The 21,304-nt window shown below is 42.7% G+C and carries 18 protein-coding genes; 9 read left to right on the forward strand and 9 right to left on the reverse strand.

Annotation, left to right across the window (positions count from 1 at the left end):
* The first annotated feature begins 110 nt into the window (after positions 1–110).
* From KIH87_RS12340 to KIH87_RS12365, 6 genes are all read left to right on the forward strand, one after another.
* Complete coding sequence (locus KIH87_RS12340) at positions 111–875, forward strand: hypothetical protein (protein WP_232358170.1); 765 nt, start codon at positions 111–113, stop codon at positions 873–875.
* A 409-nt stretch (positions 876–1,284) separates the two neighbouring features.
* On the forward strand, positions 1,285–1,923 hold the full coding sequence (locus tag KIH87_RS12345) for a GNAT family N-acetyltransferase (protein ID WP_232358171.1): 639 nt from the start codon (positions 1,285–1,287) through the stop codon (positions 1,921–1,923).
* A 118-nt stretch (positions 1,924–2,041) separates the two neighbouring features.
* The gene (locus tag KIH87_RS12350; RefSeq protein WP_232358172.1) at positions 2,042–2,761 is read left to right on the forward strand and encodes a nitroreductase; all 720 of its coding nucleotides are present in this window, start codon (positions 2,042–2,044) and stop codon (positions 2,759–2,761) included.
* 38 nt (positions 2,762–2,799) lie between these two features.
* A complete protein-coding gene (locus tag KIH87_RS12355) occupies positions 2,800–3,489 on the forward strand; it encodes an FFLEELY motif protein (protein ID WP_232358173.1) in 690 nt (229 codons plus the stop codon).
* Positions 3,490–3,666: 177 nt separating this feature from the next.
* Positions 3,667–4,821, forward strand: a complete 1,155-nt coding sequence (locus KIH87_RS12360; protein ID WP_232358174.1) for a retropepsin-like aspartic protease family protein — start codon at positions 3,667–3,669, stop codon at positions 4,819–4,821.
* Positions 4,822–4,915: 94 nt separating this feature from the next.
* A complete protein-coding gene (locus tag KIH87_RS12365) occupies positions 4,916–5,836 on the forward strand; it encodes an IS5 family transposase (RefSeq protein ID WP_232358175.1) in 921 nt (306 codons plus the stop codon).
* Positions 5,837–5,971: 135 nt separating this feature from the next.
* On the opposite strand, the gene KIH87_RS12370 is transcribed toward KIH87_RS12365, so the two are convergent.
* Positions 5,972–6,886, reverse strand: a complete 915-nt coding sequence (locus tag KIH87_RS12370) for a DUF2971 domain-containing protein (RefSeq protein WP_232358176.1) — start codon at positions 6,884–6,886, stop codon at positions 5,972–5,974.
* Positions 6,887–7,016: 130 nt separating this feature from the next.
* Complete coding sequence (locus KIH87_RS12375) at positions 7,017–7,913, reverse strand: RES domain-containing protein (protein ID WP_232358177.1); 897 nt, start codon at positions 7,911–7,913, stop codon at positions 7,017–7,019.
* Between the two features lie 115 nt (positions 7,914–8,028).
* On the opposite strand from KIH87_RS12375, the gene KIH87_RS12380 reads away from it, so the two are divergent.
* Positions 8,029–9,069: an IS110 family RNA-guided transposase gene (locus tag KIH87_RS12380; RefSeq protein ID WP_232358178.1), complete on the forward strand. Its 1,041-nt coding sequence runs from the start codon at positions 8,029–8,031 to the stop codon at positions 9,067–9,069.
* Between the two features lie 899 nt (positions 9,070–9,968).
* The gene (locus KIH87_RS19505) at positions 9,969–10,124 is read left to right on the forward strand and encodes a hypothetical protein (protein WP_408635811.1); all 156 of its coding nucleotides are present in this window, start codon (positions 9,969–9,971) and stop codon (positions 10,122–10,124) included.
* A gap of 2 nt (positions 10,125–10,126) precedes the next feature.
* On the opposite strand, the gene KIH87_RS12385 is transcribed toward KIH87_RS19505, so the two are convergent.
* The 4 genes from KIH87_RS12385 to prmB form a co-directional block, all read right to left on the reverse strand.
* Positions 10,127–10,591: a hypothetical protein gene (locus KIH87_RS12385; protein ID WP_232358179.1), complete on the reverse strand. Its 465-nt coding sequence runs from the start codon at positions 10,589–10,591 to the stop codon at positions 10,127–10,129.
* A gap of 991 nt (positions 10,592–11,582) precedes the next feature.
* Positions 11,583–12,737 carry an MFS transporter gene (locus tag KIH87_RS12390; RefSeq protein WP_232358180.1) on the reverse strand — a complete coding sequence of 385 codons (1,155 nt, stop codon included), beginning with the start codon at positions 12,735–12,737 and terminating at the stop codon, positions 11,583–11,585.
* A 53-nt stretch (positions 12,738–12,790) separates the two neighbouring features.
* On the reverse strand, positions 12,791–13,897 hold the full coding sequence (aroC, locus tag KIH87_RS12395; protein ID WP_232358181.1) for a chorismate synthase: 1,107 nt from the start codon (positions 13,895–13,897) through the stop codon (positions 12,791–12,793).
* Between the two features lie 45 nt (positions 13,898–13,942).
* Positions 13,943–14,863 (reverse strand): 50S ribosomal protein L3 N(5)-glutamine methyltransferase, encoded by a 921-nt coding sequence (prmB, locus tag KIH87_RS12400; RefSeq protein ID WP_232358182.1) that lies wholly within the window; start codon positions 14,861–14,863, stop codon positions 13,943–13,945.
* 221 nt (positions 14,864–15,084) lie between these two features.
* On the opposite strand from prmB, the gene smrB reads away from it, so the two are divergent.
* On the forward strand, positions 15,085–15,672 hold the full coding sequence (gene smrB, locus KIH87_RS12405) for an endonuclease SmrB (RefSeq protein WP_232358183.1): 588 nt from the start codon (positions 15,085–15,087) through the stop codon (positions 15,670–15,672).
* Positions 15,673–15,731: 59 nt separating this feature from the next.
* Here smrB and KIH87_RS12410 read toward each other — a convergent pair whose 3' ends face one another.
* The 3 genes from KIH87_RS12410 to KIH87_RS12420 all read right to left on the reverse strand — a co-directional run bounded on the left by KIH87_RS12410 (position 15,732) and on the right by KIH87_RS12420 (position 21,222).
* Positions 15,732–16,379, reverse strand: a complete 648-nt coding sequence (locus KIH87_RS12410) for a transglycosylase SLT domain-containing protein (protein WP_232358184.1) — start codon at positions 16,377–16,379, stop codon at positions 15,732–15,734.
* A 161-nt stretch (positions 16,380–16,540) separates the two neighbouring features.
* Entirely contained in the window at positions 16,541–18,127 is a 1,587-nt protein-coding gene (gene gshA / locus KIH87_RS12415) for a glutamate--cysteine ligase (RefSeq protein ID WP_232358185.1), read from the reverse strand.
* A gap of 206 nt (positions 18,128–18,333) precedes the next feature.
* Positions 18,334–21,222, reverse strand: coding sequence for a M16 family metallopeptidase (locus KIH87_RS12420; protein WP_408635743.1), 2,889 nt, complete (start codon positions 21,220–21,222; stop codon positions 18,334–18,336).
* Between the last annotated feature and the right edge of the window lie 82 nt (positions 21,223–21,304).

A 21,304-nucleotide genomic window follows, 5' to 3' on the forward strand; every position in this document is an offset into this window, starting at 1 on the left:
GATTACGATTCAAACGACAAGCCAGCTTTTTAGTAAATGGAATTGGTGCCAACTCTAACGATTCGCGAAAGAGAAAATAGAGTTAAACCATTAATAAATAAGGAAGTTTTATGATATCCGCAAAAGAAATACTGCCCCTTACGCCAGCCGAAAGAAAGCAATTATTGCTCGAAGATTCAAACGCTTATCAAGCCAAAAATGAATTTGAACGCTGCCAGCGATTATCTCATTCAATCAACAAATTTATTGAAGATTATTTCAAACAAATACAACTCTCAGATCGGGAAAATAATATAGGCAGCATACTGCAAGAATTTAATATCCCCGATGCCATTATGCATGAGATAAACAAATTTAAACCCATTGCCATAAATGAAATAACTACTTCAATTTCTTCAAAAAATTCTGAATCACCTCCCGCAAACATTTATGAACTGGCTGGCGCGCACAAACTGGCTGGCGGTAATAAAACAAGTCGCAATCTAAGCACTGCGTTAAACCAACTTTGGCATAACATTGCGAATATCAGCCCTTATGTTGTGAGCCCAGAGCAAGATTTCAATATTAAATTGAAAGGCATTGATCTGATTATTCACAACACCAGTAATAAGAAAGTGGAATATGTACAGTTGAAAACGCAACAAAATACCATGACAGGCTCCCAGAAAGGCCGCACGATCGATGAACTATCTATTTACTCTAATCCGGTTTTTTGTGCTGTTTTTTCCCTTGGCATATGGACGTTTAACCACGACGTTATACCTCGCCGTAGTGGAGCAGAATTCTGGCAAAGCATTGGTATTCACTACCCTACTTTTGAGCGCCATGCTTTGGAGTTATTACAAATGCTGGAAAATGAATATAGCCGAAGCTAAAAAATCGGCAAACCAGTTAAAGTAGGTGAGATTGGTAATAGCTCACCCGAAGAAGCTTAGCGCAGACTCACCGTAAATTAATTCTTTGATGCTTCACAGCCGCCTGCGGCTGTAGGTCTGATTATAAGTTCTTGGGGTAACAGACCTGTACCGTTTGATAAAACAGACTCTTTTTTTTAGACAGCATTTTTCAATACAAAAAACTCGGGCAGAATCGGTAAATTAATGTATCATTGCCGCCCTATTTTTTGTTGTTTAAATAATCCATTAATTAACAGCAACATTATTTGTAGTAGTTTGCCCAACAGAACCGATTAAGGTCGTAATGTTATTTTCATGCTGGCATATAGGTTTACCACGATGAAAATGCAGGAGCACCAAGGGCATAGTAGTCATATTGGATCGAATAATGAAGTTTGAAAAAATTAATCTAGAAGGTGACCATGTTCTACTGGAGCCTCTATGTCTAAGCCATAAAGAAGGACTTATTGAAGCCTTCAGTGATGGTGAATTATGGAATCTTATCTACACATTTGTACCAAAAGCTGATCAGGTTGAAGACTTTATCAAGAATGTAGAACAAGAATGGCAAAACGGTACTACCCTCGCATTCGCTATTATCGACAAACAAACTGGCAAAGTTGCCGGAACCAGTCGATTTAAAAACACTTGCTGGTCGAACAAACGATTAGAAGTGGGTTACACCTTTATAGGCAAGTCCTATCAGCGCAGTTCCGTTCATACTGAAACCCGCCTACTCATGTTTTCCTACGCCTTTGAAACATTGCAAATGAACCGCATTGGCTGCCTGATTGATTATCTTAATCAAACATCAAGAAATGCCATGATACGCCTGGGGGCGAAAGAAGAAGGTGTATTGCGTAATCACATGGTTATGCCTGATGGCAGAGTCAGAGACTCGGTCATGTACAGTTTTATCAAAAATGAGTGGCAAGGCATCAAACAAAATATGCATTATAAGCTGTCCCGATACTCTACTGGTAGTGCGCAGGTTATTGACCTGATGCAGCACCCCGCCATGGGCTAAGCGCCAATTTAGTAAACTCGTTTGTTATTTGACTTCCCGATGCTTCCATAGAAGAATCGGGCTAATCATTTATGGTCATACCAGTTCAACAAATCTGATAGCGGGAGCCAGTGAGTTTATGGAATTCAATGATATTGTTCAGCAACGACGCAGCATACGAAACTTCAAACCCGATCCTGTCGCGCAGGAAACATTGGATGCACTGCTTTCTCAAGCCCTTGAATCACCCAGTAGTTCTAATTCTCAGCCTTTCAAAGTAGCCATAGCCCAAGGCGAAATTGCCAAACAAATTGGGGCAGAATTAACAGACAAGTATTGGCGCTCTACAGAAATTCAACGAAAACCCCTGATACAGAAATTAATTGGATTTCTGACCAGTGATTCTATGCCCGACAGTGATTTCAAACCCATTTTGGGCAAGTACCCCGGTATATTCCAAAAACGCCGAGTGGCAACGGGAATGGGATTGTACGAAGTGCTGGGCATTGACCGCAAAGACACAAAAGCCCGCGATGAACATATGGCGAAGAACTTCCATTTTTTCGATGCCCCCGTCGCCCTGTTCTTTTTTGTTGACCCAAGAATGACTCACACAGCCTTGGTAGATTTGGGAATTTTCATGCAATCACTTATGCTGGGAGCAACCAATGAGGGATTAGGCACTTGCGCTATGGGAGCTTTAGGTATTTGGCGCAAACCTCTTGATAAACATTTCAACATCCCCACTGAATACAAGTTAGTATGCGGTATGGCACTGGGCTATCCTACCGACGCTAAAGTCAACCAATACCGCCCGGAAAAGATATCATTGCAGGAATTAATTATTCCAGAAGCTTAAGGTCTGGAATAAACACTCAGAGGCTTTGCTAACTATTTATGAGTAATATCGTTGATAACATTGTCGAGCATTTACAACACGCAGCAGATGTTCAGGCTCAAGTAACGCAAGAAGGTCGGCTTAATAAACTGATAGAGCTGAAAGAATGGCAATGCAACCGATTATTGGCAAGCCACTATAACCTTTGGCAAGTCACGCGATTTCAACCCGCCATTACTTTCTTTATTGACGAGCTATATGGTCCCAAAGACTTTAGCCAACGCGACGCTGAAATTGCCAAGGTATTACCTAAAATGGCCAAATGGCTGCCTGATGAAGCACTGGAATCACTTGCTGTTGCCATCCATCTGAATAGTTTATCGCAGGATCTGGATGTCGCCATTCTGGACAATCTTCCAGACGACAACCTTAATGCCAAAAACTATGCCATTGCCTACCGAGCCAGCAATAATCAAGCTGCTCGAACACAGCAAATTGACTACATAGAAGCCCTTGGTATGGATTTAGCGAAAGTTGTCAAAATCCCCGGTATTTCCATGATCCTGAAAATGGCCAGAGCACCAGCTAAAGCATTAGGTGTAGAAGAGCTTCAACGCTTCCTTGAAGATGGCTTCCAAGCCTTTAAACAGCTAGGCAAAGTGGAAGATTTTATTATTCCTATCATTGCCGAAGAACGTCGTATTATGGAAGCCTTGTTTGCTGGACAAGAAGTGCTTCCCGATATCTAGGAAGCAACTGCAAAATACCGACTCGAATCCTTAGCTTTAACTTGTTCCAAGCTAAAACAAAACGCTCATTTTTCTGTTTGGGATTATTCTTCATAACCATGTATAAACGTGACCTTGTTCTTTCACATTTGAGACGGTATAAAGGAAATATTTTTACCACAGAGCAGGTTCTTTAAGTTGCGTTCTCTTAGTCTACTTCTCACCGTATTGTTAGCGTTATCCATAGCGTTAAACTTCTATTTCTATACGGAATTAACCCTTTTCAAAGTAGATTCAGAAAACGCAAAAGATGTGCAATATGTGAAATCTGAAACACCCAAAAACAGTACAGAAAACAAACTGTTAGAGGAAGCTCAAGACGCATTTAAGCAGCACAATATTAACGCAGCCATACAAACCTTACAGGCTTTACACCACGCATCCCCCAAGCAAGCAGAAACACTCACCATTCAGTGGTTCGAAACCATTCTCCAACAACTGAAAACAGAACGCTTTTCACCACACGGAGAATTCGTACAGGAGTTTCTGCGAGTTTACCCTTACGATCCCTATTTCCTCTATCTTGAAATCGAATTCTATGATTGGAAAAACAGTAAAATTGACACTCTACTAGAGCTATACCAACTACTAAAAGGTAACTTACCCGCAAATCTGGCAGAGATTATTACCATACGGATCAAAGAGTTATATCAAGTTAGGGCTGAGCAATTAAAAGAGCTTGGAGCCTGGGATATTTTGGCAAGCATGATCGAAAGCATACTCCCTATGGAACCGAACAATTCTGTCATGTTACTGGATCTAGCTGAATCTTACGCCATGCAGCAACAATTTGGCTTGATGGACAGCGTGCTCGCCTATTTGCCAGAAGATAACGAAAAAGCAGAACAACTACGCCAATTCCAAAGCAATCTGGCTCAACAAGAACCCTTACAGCCTTCGATAGATGCTGGCGCACCGCTCATTAAAGAAGGCGACCACTATATTGTGAACGCCAAGATTGGCGAACATTATCAAGTATCGCTTTTAATCGACACAGGCGCTTCCACCACCGTCATCAGCCAAGCCACCTTCGACGCCCTCCCCGGCTACGTACACCCCGACTTTGTTGGCAACTACAACATCAACACCGCCAACGGCAACCTGGTCGCCCCCGTCTACCGTTTTTCATCCCTTTCCATTGGTAACAGTTATGTCGACGACATCGCCATCGTAGTATTGCCATTAGAAAATATGGACTCAGACGGCCTGCTAGGAATGAACTTCCTAAGAGCCTTCAGATTTGAGATCGACCAGGCACAGGATATGTTGATACTGGCACCGAATAAGGCTTAACTTAGAGCTAATAAGAGAGGCTTTGTTGAACAAATGATTTGAACTTTTCCCTCTCTCAGTGATCAGATCACAAAATCATTATTGTTCTCTCCTCATGCCTAAGCCTAAATACCGAACTAATAACTGGAAACAGTACAACCAACACCTTATAGATAGAGGTTCTATCACATTTTGGATTGACGAATCTGCGATAGAAGAATGGAATTGCTCGGAACATCATGGTGGTCGTGGACGAGGCTTTATTTATAGCGACACGGCCATTGAAACGGCACTCATGGTAAAGAAAGTATTTCGTTTGTCATTAAGAGCGCTTCAAGGATTTATGAACTCGGTATTTCAGTTGATGGATGTTCCGCTGAGTTGCCCTAACTACAGCAGTATTAGTAAACGCGCGAAGGATTTAGATATCAGTATCAAGTTTCCCTCTTCTGGTGAAATTAAGCACTTGGCAATCGACTCAACAGGATTGAAAGTGTTTGGTGAAGGCGAGTGGAAAGTTAAGAAACATGGTAGTGAGCAACGCCGCTCATGGCGTAAGTTACATCTTGCTGTTGACGCCCAAACTCACGATATCATTGGTGCTCAATTATCTTTAAGTCGAACGGCGGATAGCGAAGTATTACCTGATTTACTCAAACAAACTCGTCGCCAAATCAAACAGGTGTCCGGAGATGGTGCATACGATACTGGACATTGCTACGAAGCGATAATGGCCAAACGAGCACAGGCATTAATACCGCCAAGGAAGAACGCGGCTAAATGGGAAATTGACCATCCGCGAAATTATGCCGTGATATGCCAAAATCTCACAGGTTCAAACCGCTATTGGAAAAAACAGACTGACTATCATCAACGTTCACTAAGTGAAACAGCCATGTTCAGATTCAAAATGCTCTTTGGAGATAAACTGAACTTAAGGCATTACAACTCACAAATTGCAGAAGCAATGGCAGCCATCCGCGCCATGAACAAGCTTACCAGGATAGGTATGCCTGAAACCTGCAAAGTGGCCTGAAATGGGGCTGCATTACTCGTGCTTTATCTATGGAATGAATTGATCAACAGAGCCATTAATAGGCTAAAAATAGTTGGTTAAAATTAGCAACGAAGGAGCAAAAACCAACTGTTTTTTGTCCTTTTGAATGACTTGTTATATTTTTATTAGCTCAATTCCAAGTTTTGTAGTTCCCTTGATTCTGACTATTTTTTTAAACTGCACTGGATTTGCTATATTATTTTTACACAGGCGGATGAAATCGTTTCGCGATGTTTCATCAGACGATAAGCCAAAAACCACCTCGCTAAGTTCAGATGGAAAATCGTATGAACCATATTTTTCCTCAATATATCTCCATTCTTTTTCGTATTCCCAATCTTTAGTTTTCGTAAACATAGCTATTTGAACTTGTTCATCTTTCAACGGTACATAGCCATTAACTGATAATCTACCGCCAGTTTCTACTCTGTACTCCAAACCACTAAGGTGATCTTCTTCAAAATCAAACTGGTTAACATCATCTTTATAATTAACACGACAACAAAAATCACTATCTGACAATTTAGAATTTGGTAATTGAGAAAAGCCAAGCGCAACCCCTTTATGGTTATTACCATAGTGTGACCACATGAGCATATTGCATGGATCCTCTGACAAGCTAAACACGCCAATATTTTGTAATTGCTCACTAATGGATTTAGCTTCTTTTATTGGATCACTAAGGCCGTTAGTTCCAGATTCGATCATTAGTTTATTTGCTAGTTTATATTTCCGGTTTTGATCTTTTAATTTACCAATTTTGCTTATGAATTGCTTAAGACGCCTTCCTTTCAGTCCAAAAAAATCATCCTTACATTTATGGCATCTCATAGCTTCGAATAAAAAACCAGCTAATTGAACTTCCTTACTTTTTTGTGCATATTTATTTAATTTTGAACGTTCAAACTCTTCAATTTGACACTCCAATGGGTCATTTAAAGTAGATGGTTTAGCTAACCATATTTTTTTATCTGTAATTATTTCATTTGTTCTAGTTGAGAAGTCTCGATATTTATAGAGAATATTCATATGGCCTCGAAAAAATATAACGCTGCCATCACCCGTAACTGACCAGAGTGCATTTTGTGCTGAACTGGCGCTCGCGCCAAGCACAAAAGGCGCGGCGGGAGGGCATCGGGTGGATGGTTTTGTTATGTGCTTATCTATACACTGGCTTAAAAAAGCCCTCATCCGCAGTTATAAACTCAAAAGGCTCTTCTTCGCTGAATTGCTCACAAAAGCTCAATGTGGAGTACTTGAAAAAACCATTTTGATATACTTCTTCAAGTCGGTTTAGGCTTGAGAAAACTATTTCCATGCTATCTGCAAATGATTGTTTAAATGCTAAGTTAATTCCGTATCTATTTTGCATTGTAGGATACAAAATTGCGTCTATTTCGGGTAGCTGTGTAAATATAGCATCCGCTAAGATTGACGATAACACATGATAATTCACACCTTTATCATAAAGGATATCAGCCATAGCACACTCTAGTGCAGAAAATCCTTGCATGGTTCTATTATGCCCAATCTCACCAAAAAAGCTGATCATTGCGTCCTTGGATTGAGCAGAGTCCCTAGGCAAATTCAAATGAGCATCACTAAAAACACCTAGCCTAAATACTTTGAAAGATTTACTAATCTTGAATTTAGTTAGCTGAAAATTATTACCTACATATGAAGCATCCAATCTAGTTTCAGACATTGCTGTAAACTCATGAAATGCTGTATATAGCACTCTAGAAGACATATTATTCATTCTATCTTCGTGCTTAGGACTTGCTGGAGGATAAATTAATTGCCCTCTATCTATATAAGGTTTATTCCCATTATCAACGCATTTCCTAACTCGGTAAACATTAGGAACTTCAACTTCACTATAGCATTTTATGAACTTGACAAAATTTTCAAAAAAACGTTTGATATTGAAATAGTTAGCCCCTTGATTTATTACGTCTTCTAAATAATTCTCATCCTCTAGCAACCTGCTTTTAACTTTGGAAGTTTGTTCAATAAAGTTTCGAACTTCATCAAGATTACAACCCCATACTGCCACCACAATCTCCTAGTTTTACTATGCTGGTAGGCTCTAGCACATAACAGATAATTAGACTCCCTCCGAACTACTTAGCGTATTATCGTTTAGCTTTTTCATTTGGAGTCATATAGTTATGAAGAATACTACAGTTATCGGTGTTGATTTGGCAAAAGATGTTTTGCAAGTCTGTATTTATACAGACAATAAGGTGCGCTCTAATACAGAAATGACACCGCAAGCATTTACATCTTGGCTAGCGATACAAACACCTGCAACCGTAATATTTGAAGCTTGTGCTACATCCAACTATTGGAAAAGGTTAGCTACAGAGTATGGGCATCAAGCGCAGCTAGTCAGCCCACAACTGGTATCACGTATTAGGCAACATCAAAAAACGGATAAAAATGATGCGTTAGCCATAATTCAATCAGCATTATTGCCCAATGTTAATTTCATAGGTGGCAAATCACTTTTACAACAGCAGTTACAGTCAATACTGCGAATGAGAGATTTAGCTGTAAAGCAGAAAACGGCTCAGCTTAACCAAATAAAGTCCATCTTACTTGAATTCAACATTCGTTATGACTCGCGACATGGAGGAATAAAAGCTGCCGTCCAATACGCACTAGAGGATGCCGAGAACGGTTTTAATATGGCCTTTCGCAAGGCTCTTGCCCAAGCTTGGCAATTGTTTATTACTACCAATGACCTGATCCAGGAATATGATGAAGGACTACGCGCTTTGTTGAATCATATTCCTGAGTGTAAAAAGCTCACTCAACTGGAAGGCGTGGGTGTTATTAATGCGATTAACCTTTATATGACCATTGAATGTGAGGGCGAGCGTGTTTTTAGCTCTGGCAGAAATGTCGCTGCTTGCATTGGTCTTACCCCAATACAATATTCTTCAGGTGGTAAGGTAAAGCTTGGTTCCGTAGGTAAACATGTTAGAAATAGCACTTTGAGAAGTCAGCTAGTAACGGGAGCATTTACATTTATTAACAGTGTAAGTAAACGTGAGCCCAAAACGGAAAAGGAACAATGGCTAAAAGCACTAATTAACCGACGCGGAAAAAAGTGCGCAGCCGTTGCTTTAGCTAATAAAACGGTGAGAACTGCATTTGCAATGTTACAAAACGGAACAGATTATCGCTCGGTAGCAATACCGGGTTAAAAGGTTGAACACCATCACTTTGCATAACTAGTCGGAAAGCCAGTAATACACTGAGAGGAAATTACCTCGCCTAACAGATGTGGCTCCGTTACGCGCAATTATCATTGAGTCAGCCTTACATTGGGTTTGAACTCGTACATAAGTTCGCAAGTATCAAGTGACGAGTGTTGACATGGAGGGAGTCTACATAAGTGTATTACTGCGAATTCTCAGCATGTCTAATTTAAACACCATACTAAAAATTCAACAATTAAAATTTTTACTAATACTAGCAATAGTTTAAATCGAATTACTAGCCTCTTATTCATATAACAGTTTGGGGGAAAGCGAGAATTGGGATTTATATAGGTCTCTGTAAATTTGAATCCCAAATTTCATTTCCATTAAAATCAAATGCTTATAACTTTCCACTTGTTCAAAACGAGAGCGGGATTGTATGAAAGGGAGAAAAATAGATGTTAAATACGGGCATTCCCATTGCAACTGCATATGCAAACAGTTGTAATAAATAAGGGAATCACATGCCACCATTTATTGAATCTGTTCGAGCGGAATTGAGAGTAAAACACTCAAAACACCTCTTCAACACCTAAATTGGAAAACTTATCACCCATACATATCTAAACCACCAAAATAGCGCAGCAACACAAACCCAAAGCTTATAATGAGCTCTCATTTTTATGTACAAATTGTTCGCTTACCCTGCGCACGACGTTAGTCATCTAATGCTTTAAACTTTGTGCCTAGTTATGCTTTTAAGCACATATGACGCATCCTTCGGACGCGCCAGTCACTTTTCCCAAATTAATAAATAGTCAGCTGAACAAGAAAAGTAACCAAAAGAAATCAGCCCCAACGGCAACCTGGTCGCACCCGTCTACCGTTTCTCATCCCTTTCCATTGGTAACAGTTATGTCGACGACATCGCCATCGTAGTATTGCCATTAGAAAACATGGACTCCGACGGTTTGTTAGGAATGAACTTCCTGAGAGCTTTCAGGTTTGAAATCGACCAGGCACAGGATATGTTGATACTGGCACCAAATAAGGCTTAGGTTTAGTCAGACAAAGCTTTTGGCCAGCGGTTCTTATATTTTTCAACATGAGATAACGATATCGAACATCCCTTCCATCCCTTTGGCTGCCCCTCATACGGATCCCAGTAGACTGTGTTTTCTGAATTTAGTTTTGCTCCATCACTTTTACTTGCAACTATACCCTCAGCAACGCTCTTCCAGCTTTTAACATCTAGCACATAAAAATCAGGCAGATCATTTAAAGTTTTATCTTTAAAGTCCACAAATACCAATAAATCTCCTTTTGCCCAAATGCCCGATACTTTAGGCCACTGGTTGCCTGTTTTAGCTTTTACTGATACTCGGAAAAGTTTATCAGGCGTTTCAACCAAAATATCGGTTTTCTTGTGATTCCCTAACGTTAGCTGCGCGTAATAACCTCTTCGACAAAGCTCAAACGCAACAGCATATTCTCCAGCCAAACCGATTGTTTCTTTACTCGACAATTTCAATCTCCTCAAACGGAACTAATCATTAACCTCTAATCACGCCTAACAATAGCGCACTTTTTTAACCTTTAAAACACCGAAAAATCACACAGACCTCAGGTCACTTAAAATAAATTGTAAGCAGACCTTCCGCCGCAGGGATGCGGCGGTAGAGCATACAGGGACGTACTTGCTGCGTGTTTGGATTAGGTAACCCTGTTCTTGCCGTTGCTCTAATTGCTCACTAATCATATAGATCACTGCTCATATAGCTCACTTCTCATATAGATCTATAAGCAAGGTCGCTTGGTTCAGGAGGTACTGACCGGCGTCAGCATGACGACTTGAAAGGTACGGCTCTGGATGGCGCATCACGTGCGCCATGACATTGTGTTGCATAACGAGCTCACATTGAAATGAAAGAACAGCGTTGCCTAAGCCAAACCGTCACCCGCAGGGAGCGGGTGTCGAGCATACAGCGATGTACTTGCTGCGTGTTTGGATTAGGTAACCGTGTTCTTGCCGCTGCTTTAATTGCTCACTGCTCATATAGCTCACTTCTCATATAGCTCAATAAGCAAGCTCGTTTGGTTCAGGAGATGCAGACCTGCGTCAGCATGACGACTTGGAAGGTACGGCTCTGGATGGCGCTTCACGTGCGCCATGACATTGTGTTGCATAACGAGCTCACACTGAAATGAAAGAACAGCGTTGCCTAAGTCAAACCGTCACCCGCAGGGAGCGGGTGTCGAGCATACAAGGATGTACTTGCTGCGTGTTTGGATTAGGTAACCCTGTTCTTGCCGCTGCTTTAATTGCTCACTGCTCATATAGCTCACTTCTCATATAGATCAATAAGCAAGGTCGCTTGGTTCAGGAGATGCTGACCTGCGTCAGCATGACGACTTGGAAGGTACGGCTCTGGATGGCACATCAAGTGCGCCATGACAATAAAGAGAAAGCACCAGATGGCGCATATGTTATGACAAATAAGCAAGTTAAAAACTCACTAACTAGAAACATCCTGAGGAGCCTTTAATCCATTCACAATCAACGCTCCCACAAACGCCATACCCGCCGCTACACACCAGGTTTGATAAGCACCAGCCCCTTGTAACCATAACTGCCCAGCGACAAAGCTACCGATAGAGCCACCCAAACCAAAGCTCAAACTGACATACAACGCCTGTCCCTGATTCTGGAACTGCTTGCCAAAATGCTTATGTACAAATTGCATCGCGGTCGCATGAGCAAAACCAAAACTTAAGGCATGAATACACTGACTCAACAAGATAAGTAACAGCATGTCAGCCCATTGCGCCAACATCAGCCAACGAAAGCTGGTCGCGAACATACACAACATCAAGGCTCGCTTAATGCCAACACGTTGCAACAACTTACCCGCAATCAGAAAGATACCAATTTCAGCAATAACGCCCAACGAGATAAACCAGCCCGTCTGTTCGCCTGTATAACCCAAATCGCGCATATACAGAGCGAAGAAACCATAGTAAGCGCCAAAGCTCATTTGCAGTAAGCTCATTACTGAAATAAATACCAAAAACGGACGGCTTAGCGCTTTCTGCCAGATAGAACCAGAAACCTCATCGTCTTCACGTCTCACAGCCTGACTACGCAACAAAAAGCTACTCATCAATAAGCAGCTAAGCATCACGCTGCAACATATCAGGATCACTTCTGAGCCATACACATCAATCAAGGCTCCCCCTGTAATCGACATCAGAATAAAACCGATACTGCCCCACATCCTGACCCGGCTATAGCGTGCAGGATCGCCCTCCACTTCATTTAAAGTAATAGGCTCAAGTTGAGGAATAACCGATGTCCAAAAGCCAAAGCTAAAGGCCATGCATATGGCAATAGGCCAGAAACCATCGACAAAGAACAGTATGAGAAAAGAAGCTAAAGCAAGTGTGCAACCAATGCGGATTATCGCCAATCCCTGCCCGGTTTTATCCGCTACCCAGGCCCACAGGTTAGGCGCAACCAGGCGAGCGATGGTCATGATAGCCATCAACTGACCAATAGCTTCAGAAGACAGTCCACGACCATCAAGAAACACACCAAGATAAGGCGTTAACACTCCCATATGTCCAAAATAGAACAGGTAGGTTAACGCCAAAAGTGCAATATTTAGCGTCATTAAATGAGAAGTTCAGAAATGTTAGTTAGCGCTGCTTTATTTAGGCTCTGGATTTAGTCGCTGGATTTAGTCGCTGGTAATATCGGTGTGTCACATTGCACATCGGCATTTTGCGCACGATGACGTAAAAAGTGATCCATCAATACCAGCGCCATCATCGCTTCTGCAATAGGCACCGCACGAATACCAACACAAGGATCATGACGGCCTTTGGTGATGATCTCTTCCGATTCACCGCGAACATTCACCGTTTCCCCCGGCACGCTAATACTCGGCGTAGGTTTCAGAGCGATATTCACCAACAAATCCTGACCCGAACTAATGCCACCTAACGTACCGCCAGAGCGATTCGATGCAAAGCCTTCCGGTGTTAACAAGTCTCGGTGCTCAGAGCCCTTTTGTGTCACCACACCAAAACCTTCGCCCACTTCCACACCTTTAACCGCATTGATGCCCATCATGGCATGAGCCAAATCCGCATCCAAACGATCAAAAACCGGCTCTCCCAAGCCTACCGGTACACCTGTTGCCACAACAGTGACCTTGGCACCAATAGAATCCCCTTCTTTTTTCAGGTCGCGCATGTACTCGTCCAAAGCTTCCAGCTTCGATGCATCCGGGCAGAAAAAGGCATTGTCGTTAATGATGGACTTATCCACCGATTCCATCTTGATTGGCCCAAGCTGAGACACATAACCAAAAATTTCAATACCACACACAGTACGCAGGTATTTCTTGGCTATCGCACCAGCGGCAACGCGCACCGCAGTTTCACGAGCCGATGCTCGACCACCACCACGATAATCGCGAGCGCCGTACTTATGCATGTAAGTGTAATCCGCATGGCTAGGACGAAATACATCTTTAATTTTGGAATAATCTTTGGAGCGCTGATCGGTATTTTGAATCAATAACCCGATAGGCGTACCCGTGGTTTTACCCTCAAACACACCAGACAGGATCTGCACTGCATCATCTTCTCTACGTGCGGTTGTATAACGCGAAGTACCCGGCTTACGACGATCCAGGTCAACCTGAAGGTCTTCTTCTGTAATTTCAAGGCCGGGAGGACAACCGTCAACAACACCACCAATGGCGAGCCCATGACTTTCCCCAAAACTGGTTAAAGTAAACAATTTGCCAAAGGTATTTCCAGACATCTATTCCACCCCGTATTAATCAAAAAAATTCAAATAAAACAAAAACTACTCATTGCCTGCGAAGTATTCTGCCAGCGCTTCTTTTTGCACCGCGAATACTCCGTCACCGCCATGTTCGAATGTGATCCAGGTCAGAGGTAAATCAGCATATTGCTCATTCATATGCACCAAACTGTTACCCACTTCTACAATCAACCAGCCGCCATCATTCAAGTGGTCGGGAGCATCACGCAAAATGGTATGCACAATGTCCAAACCGTCTTCACCGGCTGCCAAGCCAATCACGGGCTCAACATGGAATTCTTCCGGCATATCGGCAATGTCTTCGGCATCGACATAAGGCGGATTGGTCACAATCAGATCATACTTTTGCCCAGCCAGGCCGGAATACACATCAGAATGCAGAGGAAATACCCTGTCCTGCAATTGATGCTCTTCAATGTTGATGCTGGCAACGTCCAATGCGTCGTAACTAATATCTGCCGCATCCACTTGCGCCTCGGGGAACTCATAGGCACAAGCAATCGCAATACAGGCACTGCCAGTACATAAATCAAGAATATAACCGGGCTCTTCAGTAAGAAAACCAGCAAACCTGTTTTGAATCAGTTCAGCAATAGGAGAACGAGGAACCAAAACACGTTCATCAACGTAAAAAGGCAAGCCACAGAACCAGGCCTGGTTAGTGAGATAAGCCGCAGGAACGCGCTCATCGATACGACGTTGGATAAGTTCCAGCACTTGACGCTTTTCACTGGTGGTCAAGCGAGACTGATACAACTGCAAATCGATTTGCTGTGGTAAATGCAATACTTGCAACACCATGCTAATGACTTCATCCCAGGCATTGTCAGTGCCATGCCCGAAATATAAACCGGCTTGATTAAAGCGGCTTACACTCCAGCGAACCACATCCAAAATGGTTTCCAGTTCCTGTACAGCTTCGTTAATATCCGTGTTTTCCAACCTGTTACCTCTTTAAGTTCGGTCTATGTGTTTCGGTACTTTTCAGTTGTACCTGATATCTTTTTAACTGACTTGTCGCGCAAATTAACAGGCCGCTTTCATTGCATAGCTATTTCTCGTTGCGCAGCCTATACAAGATATGAATAATGCCAGTTCCAACACTCATATTTACAGCCTAAACAACATTCATTATAGGCTTGACACATCAGGTATTTTGCTTAATGACTCAGAAAAAGCTGACTCAGCATAAAACACCCAATGACGAAGACAGCTTACTGTTTCGAGAAGCTGTTTCTGGCGTTAAGGTGTTGGAGCAAGACAAAATACCGCTTGAACTCGCTCGCAGCAAGCAAAAAGCCGAGATAAGACGAAAAAATCTGCGACAGGGAAACTACGCAGATGACAACATCCGAAAACAAGCGGCAGCAGCGTTTCAATTTTCAGATGGTTATCAGGCGCATTTTCCCGAAAAAGGCCCAATGAAATGGGTGAAACCGGGTGCCGACAGCGCAGAAATAAAGCGTTTGCGCCGTGGCGAATATCCACCTGAATTGTTTTTGGATCTACACGGATACAATCGTCAAAACGCCAAGTTAGAGATTGCCGCGCTGTTGCAAGTGGCAGAAAAACGTCACATTCATTGTATTTGCATTGTTCACGGCATTGGTAGCAAGGTGCTAAAGCTGGCTATTCCAAGCTGGCTGGTACAGCATCCACTGGTTTTAGGTTTTCACAATGCACCACTGGAATACGGCGGCGACGGCGCTTTGCTGGTTCTACTGGATTGTATGGAAGAGGGAAAGTATTAGCTTAGTTCTCCAAAACTCTCAAATCTGAGCTCTTAAGCCAAAGCTCTTAAACCAAAAACCTAACCAAACATCAAACGCCACAACCAGCTGCTGTCGAGATCATCTTTACATCCCTTCAATTGCTTACTGTAGGTAGCGGAGCGGTCTTTTACTCGTTTAGCCACTTTCTTCAACCAGGCTTTTTTGTTATAGGTTCGACGTTTATATCCACCCCAGCCTTCGTGATAATTCAAATACTGTGCGTAAGCATCCCACTTGGATACCCCATTAATCTTGTAGGTTTTACTGATAAACCAACCCATAAAATCAATGGCATCATCAAAATCGTCACGATCTGCGCCAGAGTTGCCGGTTTCACGAATATAATCATCCCAGGTTGGGGTTTTCGCTTGTGAATAACCATAAGCGGAGCTCACACGCCCCCACGGGATCAGGCCAAATAGAATATAGTCACGTGGCGGCAAGGCATCATCACGAAACGAGCTTTCCTGATACATCATTGCCATAGGAACATGAATGGGCACGCCCCACTTTTCGTTCATATCGACAGCGGCGTCATACCAATCACGTTTTTCCTGGAAGATCTCACAAAGGTTATGTGCATTTTGAGGTGGAGAGGTCGCGCATGAAGTCAGCACGAAAAGGCTAACTATTGGAAAAGCCACAACTTTTAATTTTTTTAAAATTTTTTGGAACTTTCGGCCCATAACCAACGTCTTATGATCGTGTGTTCTATTTATTGTGTTTTCCCTGGAAGTGACTTATGCCTGGCGTGTGTGCCAGGCATTTTTTTATCTACAACCTGAGTCGTTAACCTTTATACCCGTTTACCAAGCAAAAGACTACCTGCAACAAGGGGGCTGGATGACTAAACCCCAAACTGCCGTTTCATAAATTCATCAAAACTGACCTTATCCTCAGCTTCAATTTGGCGCTGTAAACGCCACGACAATGCAGCTTGCTGAATAAAAAACTCTTCGTCATAAATCTGATAATTGGTATCAAAAAAGTGCTGTCGATATTGTTCAGCCAACTGAATAGCAAAGTCGCCATTATCCACTTCTTTACCGTGATCCATTAGCTCATTCATTAAACGACCAGACACTGTCATAGACGGGTCATCAATAGCCTTTCTTTCATGAGCCAAAGCAGCTGAATATTCATTGGTGTTATTGGCTTTGTCCAATAATTCCGCCACTTCAACCATTTCATCCAAAATCTTGCCGCCCCATTCAGGCAACGTAATAGATTGACCATCACGATTTAATTTCAGAGCCGGATTACGTCCTTCCACCACAACCTTACTCATGTTCTGACCAGCTTGAGCGAAACTATCCATATCAAACTGAGGGCTTGGCTTAACCAAACAGTACAGTAAGAACACATCTAAAAAGCGCATTTGTTCCAGAGTGATACCAACGGGAGAAAACGGGTTCACATCCAGCACCCTTACCTCGACGTAGCTCACGCCACGATCCGCAAGCGCATCAGTAGGTCTTTCCAGACTAATGGTGGGTTGTTTGGGGCGTATCGGTGCGTACAATTCGTTTTCAATCTGCAAAATATTGCTATTCAACTGCTGATATTCACCATTTTGCTTACCTGCAAATTTTGTGTAGTGAGGTGAAGGCGTTTTTGTCGCCTTACGCAACAAATCAACATAAGTATCAATATGGTTATAACAGATCTGCAATCCTGATTGTGCGTCGTTGGTATAACCCAAATCGCTCATACGCAATGACGTTGCATAAGGAAGGAACAAAGTTCGCTTACCCATTTTCTGAAACTCAAGATTGGTCTTCTTGTTACCCAAAAAACATGCGCACATTGTGGGCGATGCGCCATACAGATACGGCAACAACCAACAATAACGACGGTAATTTCTTAAAATTGAAAAATAGGCCGCAGAAGTGGAGGCTTTTGTTGCAGCTTCACCTTTCACTTTGGGCAGGTATTCTTGCCAGAAATCGGCAGGCAATGAGAAATTAAAGTGAATACCCGATATAGTCTGCATCATACTGCCATATCGGTTTTTCAGCCCTTTGCGATAAAGGGTTTTCATTCTGCCAACGTTAGACTCACCATAGTAAGCCAGCTGGATATCACTCTCATCTCGAATGTAACATGGCATACTCATAGGCCATAAGCGCTCAATGCCAATATGCTGCATGGTGAACTTATGAGTATCGGACAACTGCGCCAATGTGGTACGAGAGTTTTGCTCTGGAGGGGTAATGAACTCCAACAAAGATTCTGCAAAATCCGTTGTAATAAAACGATGAGTTAACGATGAACCCAATTCTCGATAATGCCCTGTTTGTGCCAGGCTACCATCTGGATTAATTCTTAGAGACTCCCTCTCAACACCGTGTTGAATACCGCTTAAAGTTGAAAGTAAATCAGTCTGTTTGAGTAGACTTAACCTTTCGCTGAACTGCTGACTAGTGTGTTGCAAAGTCAATCCTATTTTTTTGTGAGCCTGAATCCGGACATGCCTTAAAGCAGACTATGATTTTGCCTTGATTATGGGGTGCCTTGATTTAAATTCAAGCATTGTATGATGCATTTCTTTTACCAAATGTTTTCAAAGCTTAAACCTTTAACAAGGCCCCTGTATTTATGAGGCTTCCATAACCAACATCAATAAACTATAGATGAAAACTACTCTACTACGCTCAACAGCTCAATGTGTCGATTCAGTTTTTTAGCAATGTCCTGTAACTGAGGCTGCAATAAACTCACATCCCCTACAACCATAATTTGCATTGTTGCTGAATCCAGATGAGTTTTCGCTAACTGGTTTATTTCATCCAGCGAGATGCTATTGATGATGTCATTTTGCTCGGCGACATAATCAGGTGTCAGGGAATAAGCGTTCAACTGCAATAAGAAACCGGCCTTATTGGCTGGCGTCTCATAGCTCAGCGCATCGCCCATGGTGTAAGCACTGCGCATAAAAGCGAGTTCTTCAGCGGTCATACCCTGCTCATGGAAACGGTCTATTTCAAACAACAATTCAGTTAAGGCATCCGCTGAATTTTCATGCTTCATAGCCCCGCCCGCTCTAAAATAACCCAGCGTTTTGCCCCCCAGGAATGTGCTGCCAGCACCGTAGGTATAGCCTTTGTCTTCGCGCAAATTCAGATTAATTCGGCTATTGAAGCTTCCGCCTAATGGAAAATTCATCAACTTGCTGCGGAACTGCTCTCCGGTTGCGTCATAAGGTAAAAACGACTTGAACACTCTCACAACCGACTGCGCAGCACCCGGTTTATTGATCAGATAAATTTTACTGTTATCAGGCTGGGGGAAATCGCTATAGGGTGGAATGTCATAAGCGGCTCCCTGCCACTTTTGAAGAAAGTCTAATTTTGACAACACTTCCTGTTGCTCAACATCACCCACCACAACCAGGCTCGCCATATGAGGGGAATAATAGCGTTGATAAAAGTCTTTAACATCGTCCAATGAGATCTTGGCAAGTGTATTCAAGGTACCGTCATCGGGCAGCCCCATTCGATTACCAGCACCATATAACAACTGACTCATCGCCCTTTCCGCAAGAACATTAGCCTGCTTCATGGATTGCTGTTTATTTTGCAGGTTACGTAACATCAGGCGTTGGAAATCCTGTTGTTTGAAGGCAGGGTTAAACAGCTTTTCCTGCAATAATTGCAGCGTTTTATCCAGATTTTTGGTTAATGAAGACACTTGCACGCGAGTATTACGACCACCAGAGCTAAAACTGATACTACTGCCAATCAACGCCAGCTCATTCGCCATTTGTTCATTGCTGTAGTTCACCGTGGCTTCTTCCATCATTTGTGCAGTGACATCAGACAATCCCGCTTTTTCATAAGGATCCAGTAATGGGCCACCTTCCATATTCAAGGTTAGCGAGACAGTAGGCGTTTCACTGGTTTGATGCCCTAACACCTTAACGCCATTTTCCCATTGTACCTGCCAGAAATCAGGGACATGAACGACAGGGGCTTTGCCTGCGGGCGGCATTTTAGAACGGTCAAAATCATCCGGTGCGTTAGTTCGCGCAACAAAATCTTTGTTGGCGTTAACGTCAAACTGTCGTTGTGGGAATGTATAGTTGGCTTTCGCCGCAGCCAATTGTTCCTGCCCTCTGGGAACCACACTTAATACCACGGCAGGTTTATCCTTGATATATCGCTTATACACCCGCATGACATCTTCAACACTGACCGCACGATAGCGCTCCAAATCATCCTGCACCATGTCAGGTGAATCGCTCATATATTGGTTATAAGCAAGCGTAGAGACCTTACCAGAAACACTTTGCAATGCGTAAATCGTCATAGATTCAATATGGGCTTTAGTACGCTGAATATCCTCTTCCGTCACACCTCGTTGCTCAAATTCCACCAGCGTTCCACGGATACGTTTCTCAATCTCAGCCAACCCTATCTGTTTTTGTGGGTTAACCAAAGCTGCCAGTTCAAACTGACAAGCCAGTTCACGACATGGATGATTGACCAAGGCTTGAATCGCCATGCCATCCTTAACCATATTTTTATAAAACAGCGAGGTTTTACCACCACCCAAAATATCGGAGAGCACATCTAATGGTGCTTCATCTTCATGACGAATATGTACTGTTGGGAAAGTCACTTGTAGCAAAGGCAAGTGAACATCGTCAGGTAACGTGATATAGCGGTTTTCCGGCAAATCTACTAACGTTTTATCCAGTTTCGGTATGTCCGTTCCCTTGGAAATAGAACCAAAATATTTCTTCACCCAATCAAGCGTTTGTTGAGTATCGATATCTCCACCTATAGTCAACACCGCATTATTGGGCCCATACCAGCGCTGGAAAAACTGTTTTAGATCATTCACATTGACTCGATCCAAATCTTCTACGTAGCCAATAACTGGCCACGAATAGGGATGATTAGCGGGATACAGAGCCTCCGAGACTTTCTCATCCAACAAACCATAAGGCTGATTATCAATCCTCTGGGCTCGCTCGTTTTTCACCGTTTCGCGCTGAACTTCAAATTTTTCCTGAGTAACAGCACCGAGCAAATAGCCCATTCGGTCAGCTTCTAGCCAGAGCACTTTCTCTAGCTGGTTTGATGGAACTGTTTGGTAGTAGTTAGTACGATCATTAGTCGTCGTACCATTCATGGAACCACCCGCTTCAGTAATAATATTGAAGTGCTGTTCATCAGCCACATTCTCAGAGCCCTGAAACATCATATGTTCAAAGAAATGAGCAAAGCCTGATTTCCCCGGCTCTTCACGGGCAGAGCCAACATGGTAGGTCACATCGACATGAACCAAAGGATCACTGTCATCCTTATGCAAAATCACTGTCAGACCATTGTCCAGGCGATAACGCTCATAAGGGATACCGACTTCGCCAGCTCTGGGTTGATGAATATCAACCAATTGCACGCCATCAGGAAGAGAACGGTTAACATTGGCCTGATAATCAGGACTTTGACAAGAAAAAAGTAATGGCAGCGCAATCAAAGCACCAACAAGCGGACGAGGAAGGGAAACTTTCACTATATTCATGCCCATTTATCTAATTGAGAAAGACTCACCTGATGCTCAGAAAGCGCTATCTGACGAATTTACTTTCTGGTTAAACCAAGGA

Source organism: Paraneptunicella aestuarii (assembly GCF_019900845.1).
Classification (GTDB): Bacteria; Pseudomonadota; Gammaproteobacteria; order Enterobacterales; family Alteromonadaceae; genus Paraneptunicella; species Paraneptunicella aestuarii.

What these genes read in the sequence shown, in the direction of transcription:
- smrB (WP_232358183.1), top strand. Translation starts at nt 15,085, where the DNA reads ATGACTCAGAAAAAGCTGACTCAGCATAAAACACCCAATGACGAAGAC.
- KIH87_RS12350 (WP_232358172.1), top strand. Translation starts at nt 2,042, where the DNA reads ATGGAATTCAATGATATTGTTCAGCAACGACGCAGCATACGAAACTTC.
- KIH87_RS12370 (WP_232358176.1), bottom strand. Translation starts at nt 6,886, where the DNA reads ATGAATATTCTCTATAAATATCGAGACTTCTCAACTAGAACAAATGAA.
- aroC (WP_232358181.1), bottom strand. Translation starts at nt 13,897, where the DNA reads ATGTCTGGAAATACCTTTGGCAAATTGTTTACTTTAACCAGTTTTGGG.
- KIH87_RS12420 (WP_408635743.1), bottom strand. Translation starts at nt 21,222, where the DNA reads ATGAATATAGTGAAAGTTTCCCTTCCTCGTCCGCTTGTTGGTGCTTTG.
- KIH87_RS12390 (WP_232358180.1), bottom strand. Translation starts at nt 12,737, where the DNA reads ATGACGCTAAATATTGCACTTTTGGCGTTAACCTACCTGTTCTATTTT.
- KIH87_RS12345 (WP_232358171.1), top strand. Translation starts at nt 1,285, where the DNA reads ATGAAGTTTGAAAAAATTAATCTAGAAGGTGACCATGTTCTACTGGAG.
- KIH87_RS12410 (WP_232358184.1), bottom strand. Translation starts at nt 16,379, where the DNA reads ATGGGCCGAAAGTTCCAAAAAATTTTAAAAAAATTAAAAGTTGTGGCT.
- KIH87_RS12355 (WP_232358173.1), top strand. Translation starts at nt 2,800, where the DNA reads ATGAGTAATATCGTTGATAACATTGTCGAGCATTTACAACACGCAGCA.
- KIH87_RS12380 (WP_232358178.1), top strand. Translation starts at nt 8,029, where the DNA reads ATGAAGAATACTACAGTTATCGGTGTTGATTTGGCAAAAGATGTTTTG.
- KIH87_RS12365 (WP_232358175.1), top strand. Translation starts at nt 4,916, where the DNA reads ATGCCTAAGCCTAAATACCGAACTAATAACTGGAAACAGTACAACCAA.
- KIH87_RS12340 (WP_232358170.1), top strand. Translation starts at nt 111, where the DNA reads ATGATATCCGCAAAAGAAATACTGCCCCTTACGCCAGCCGAAAGAAAG.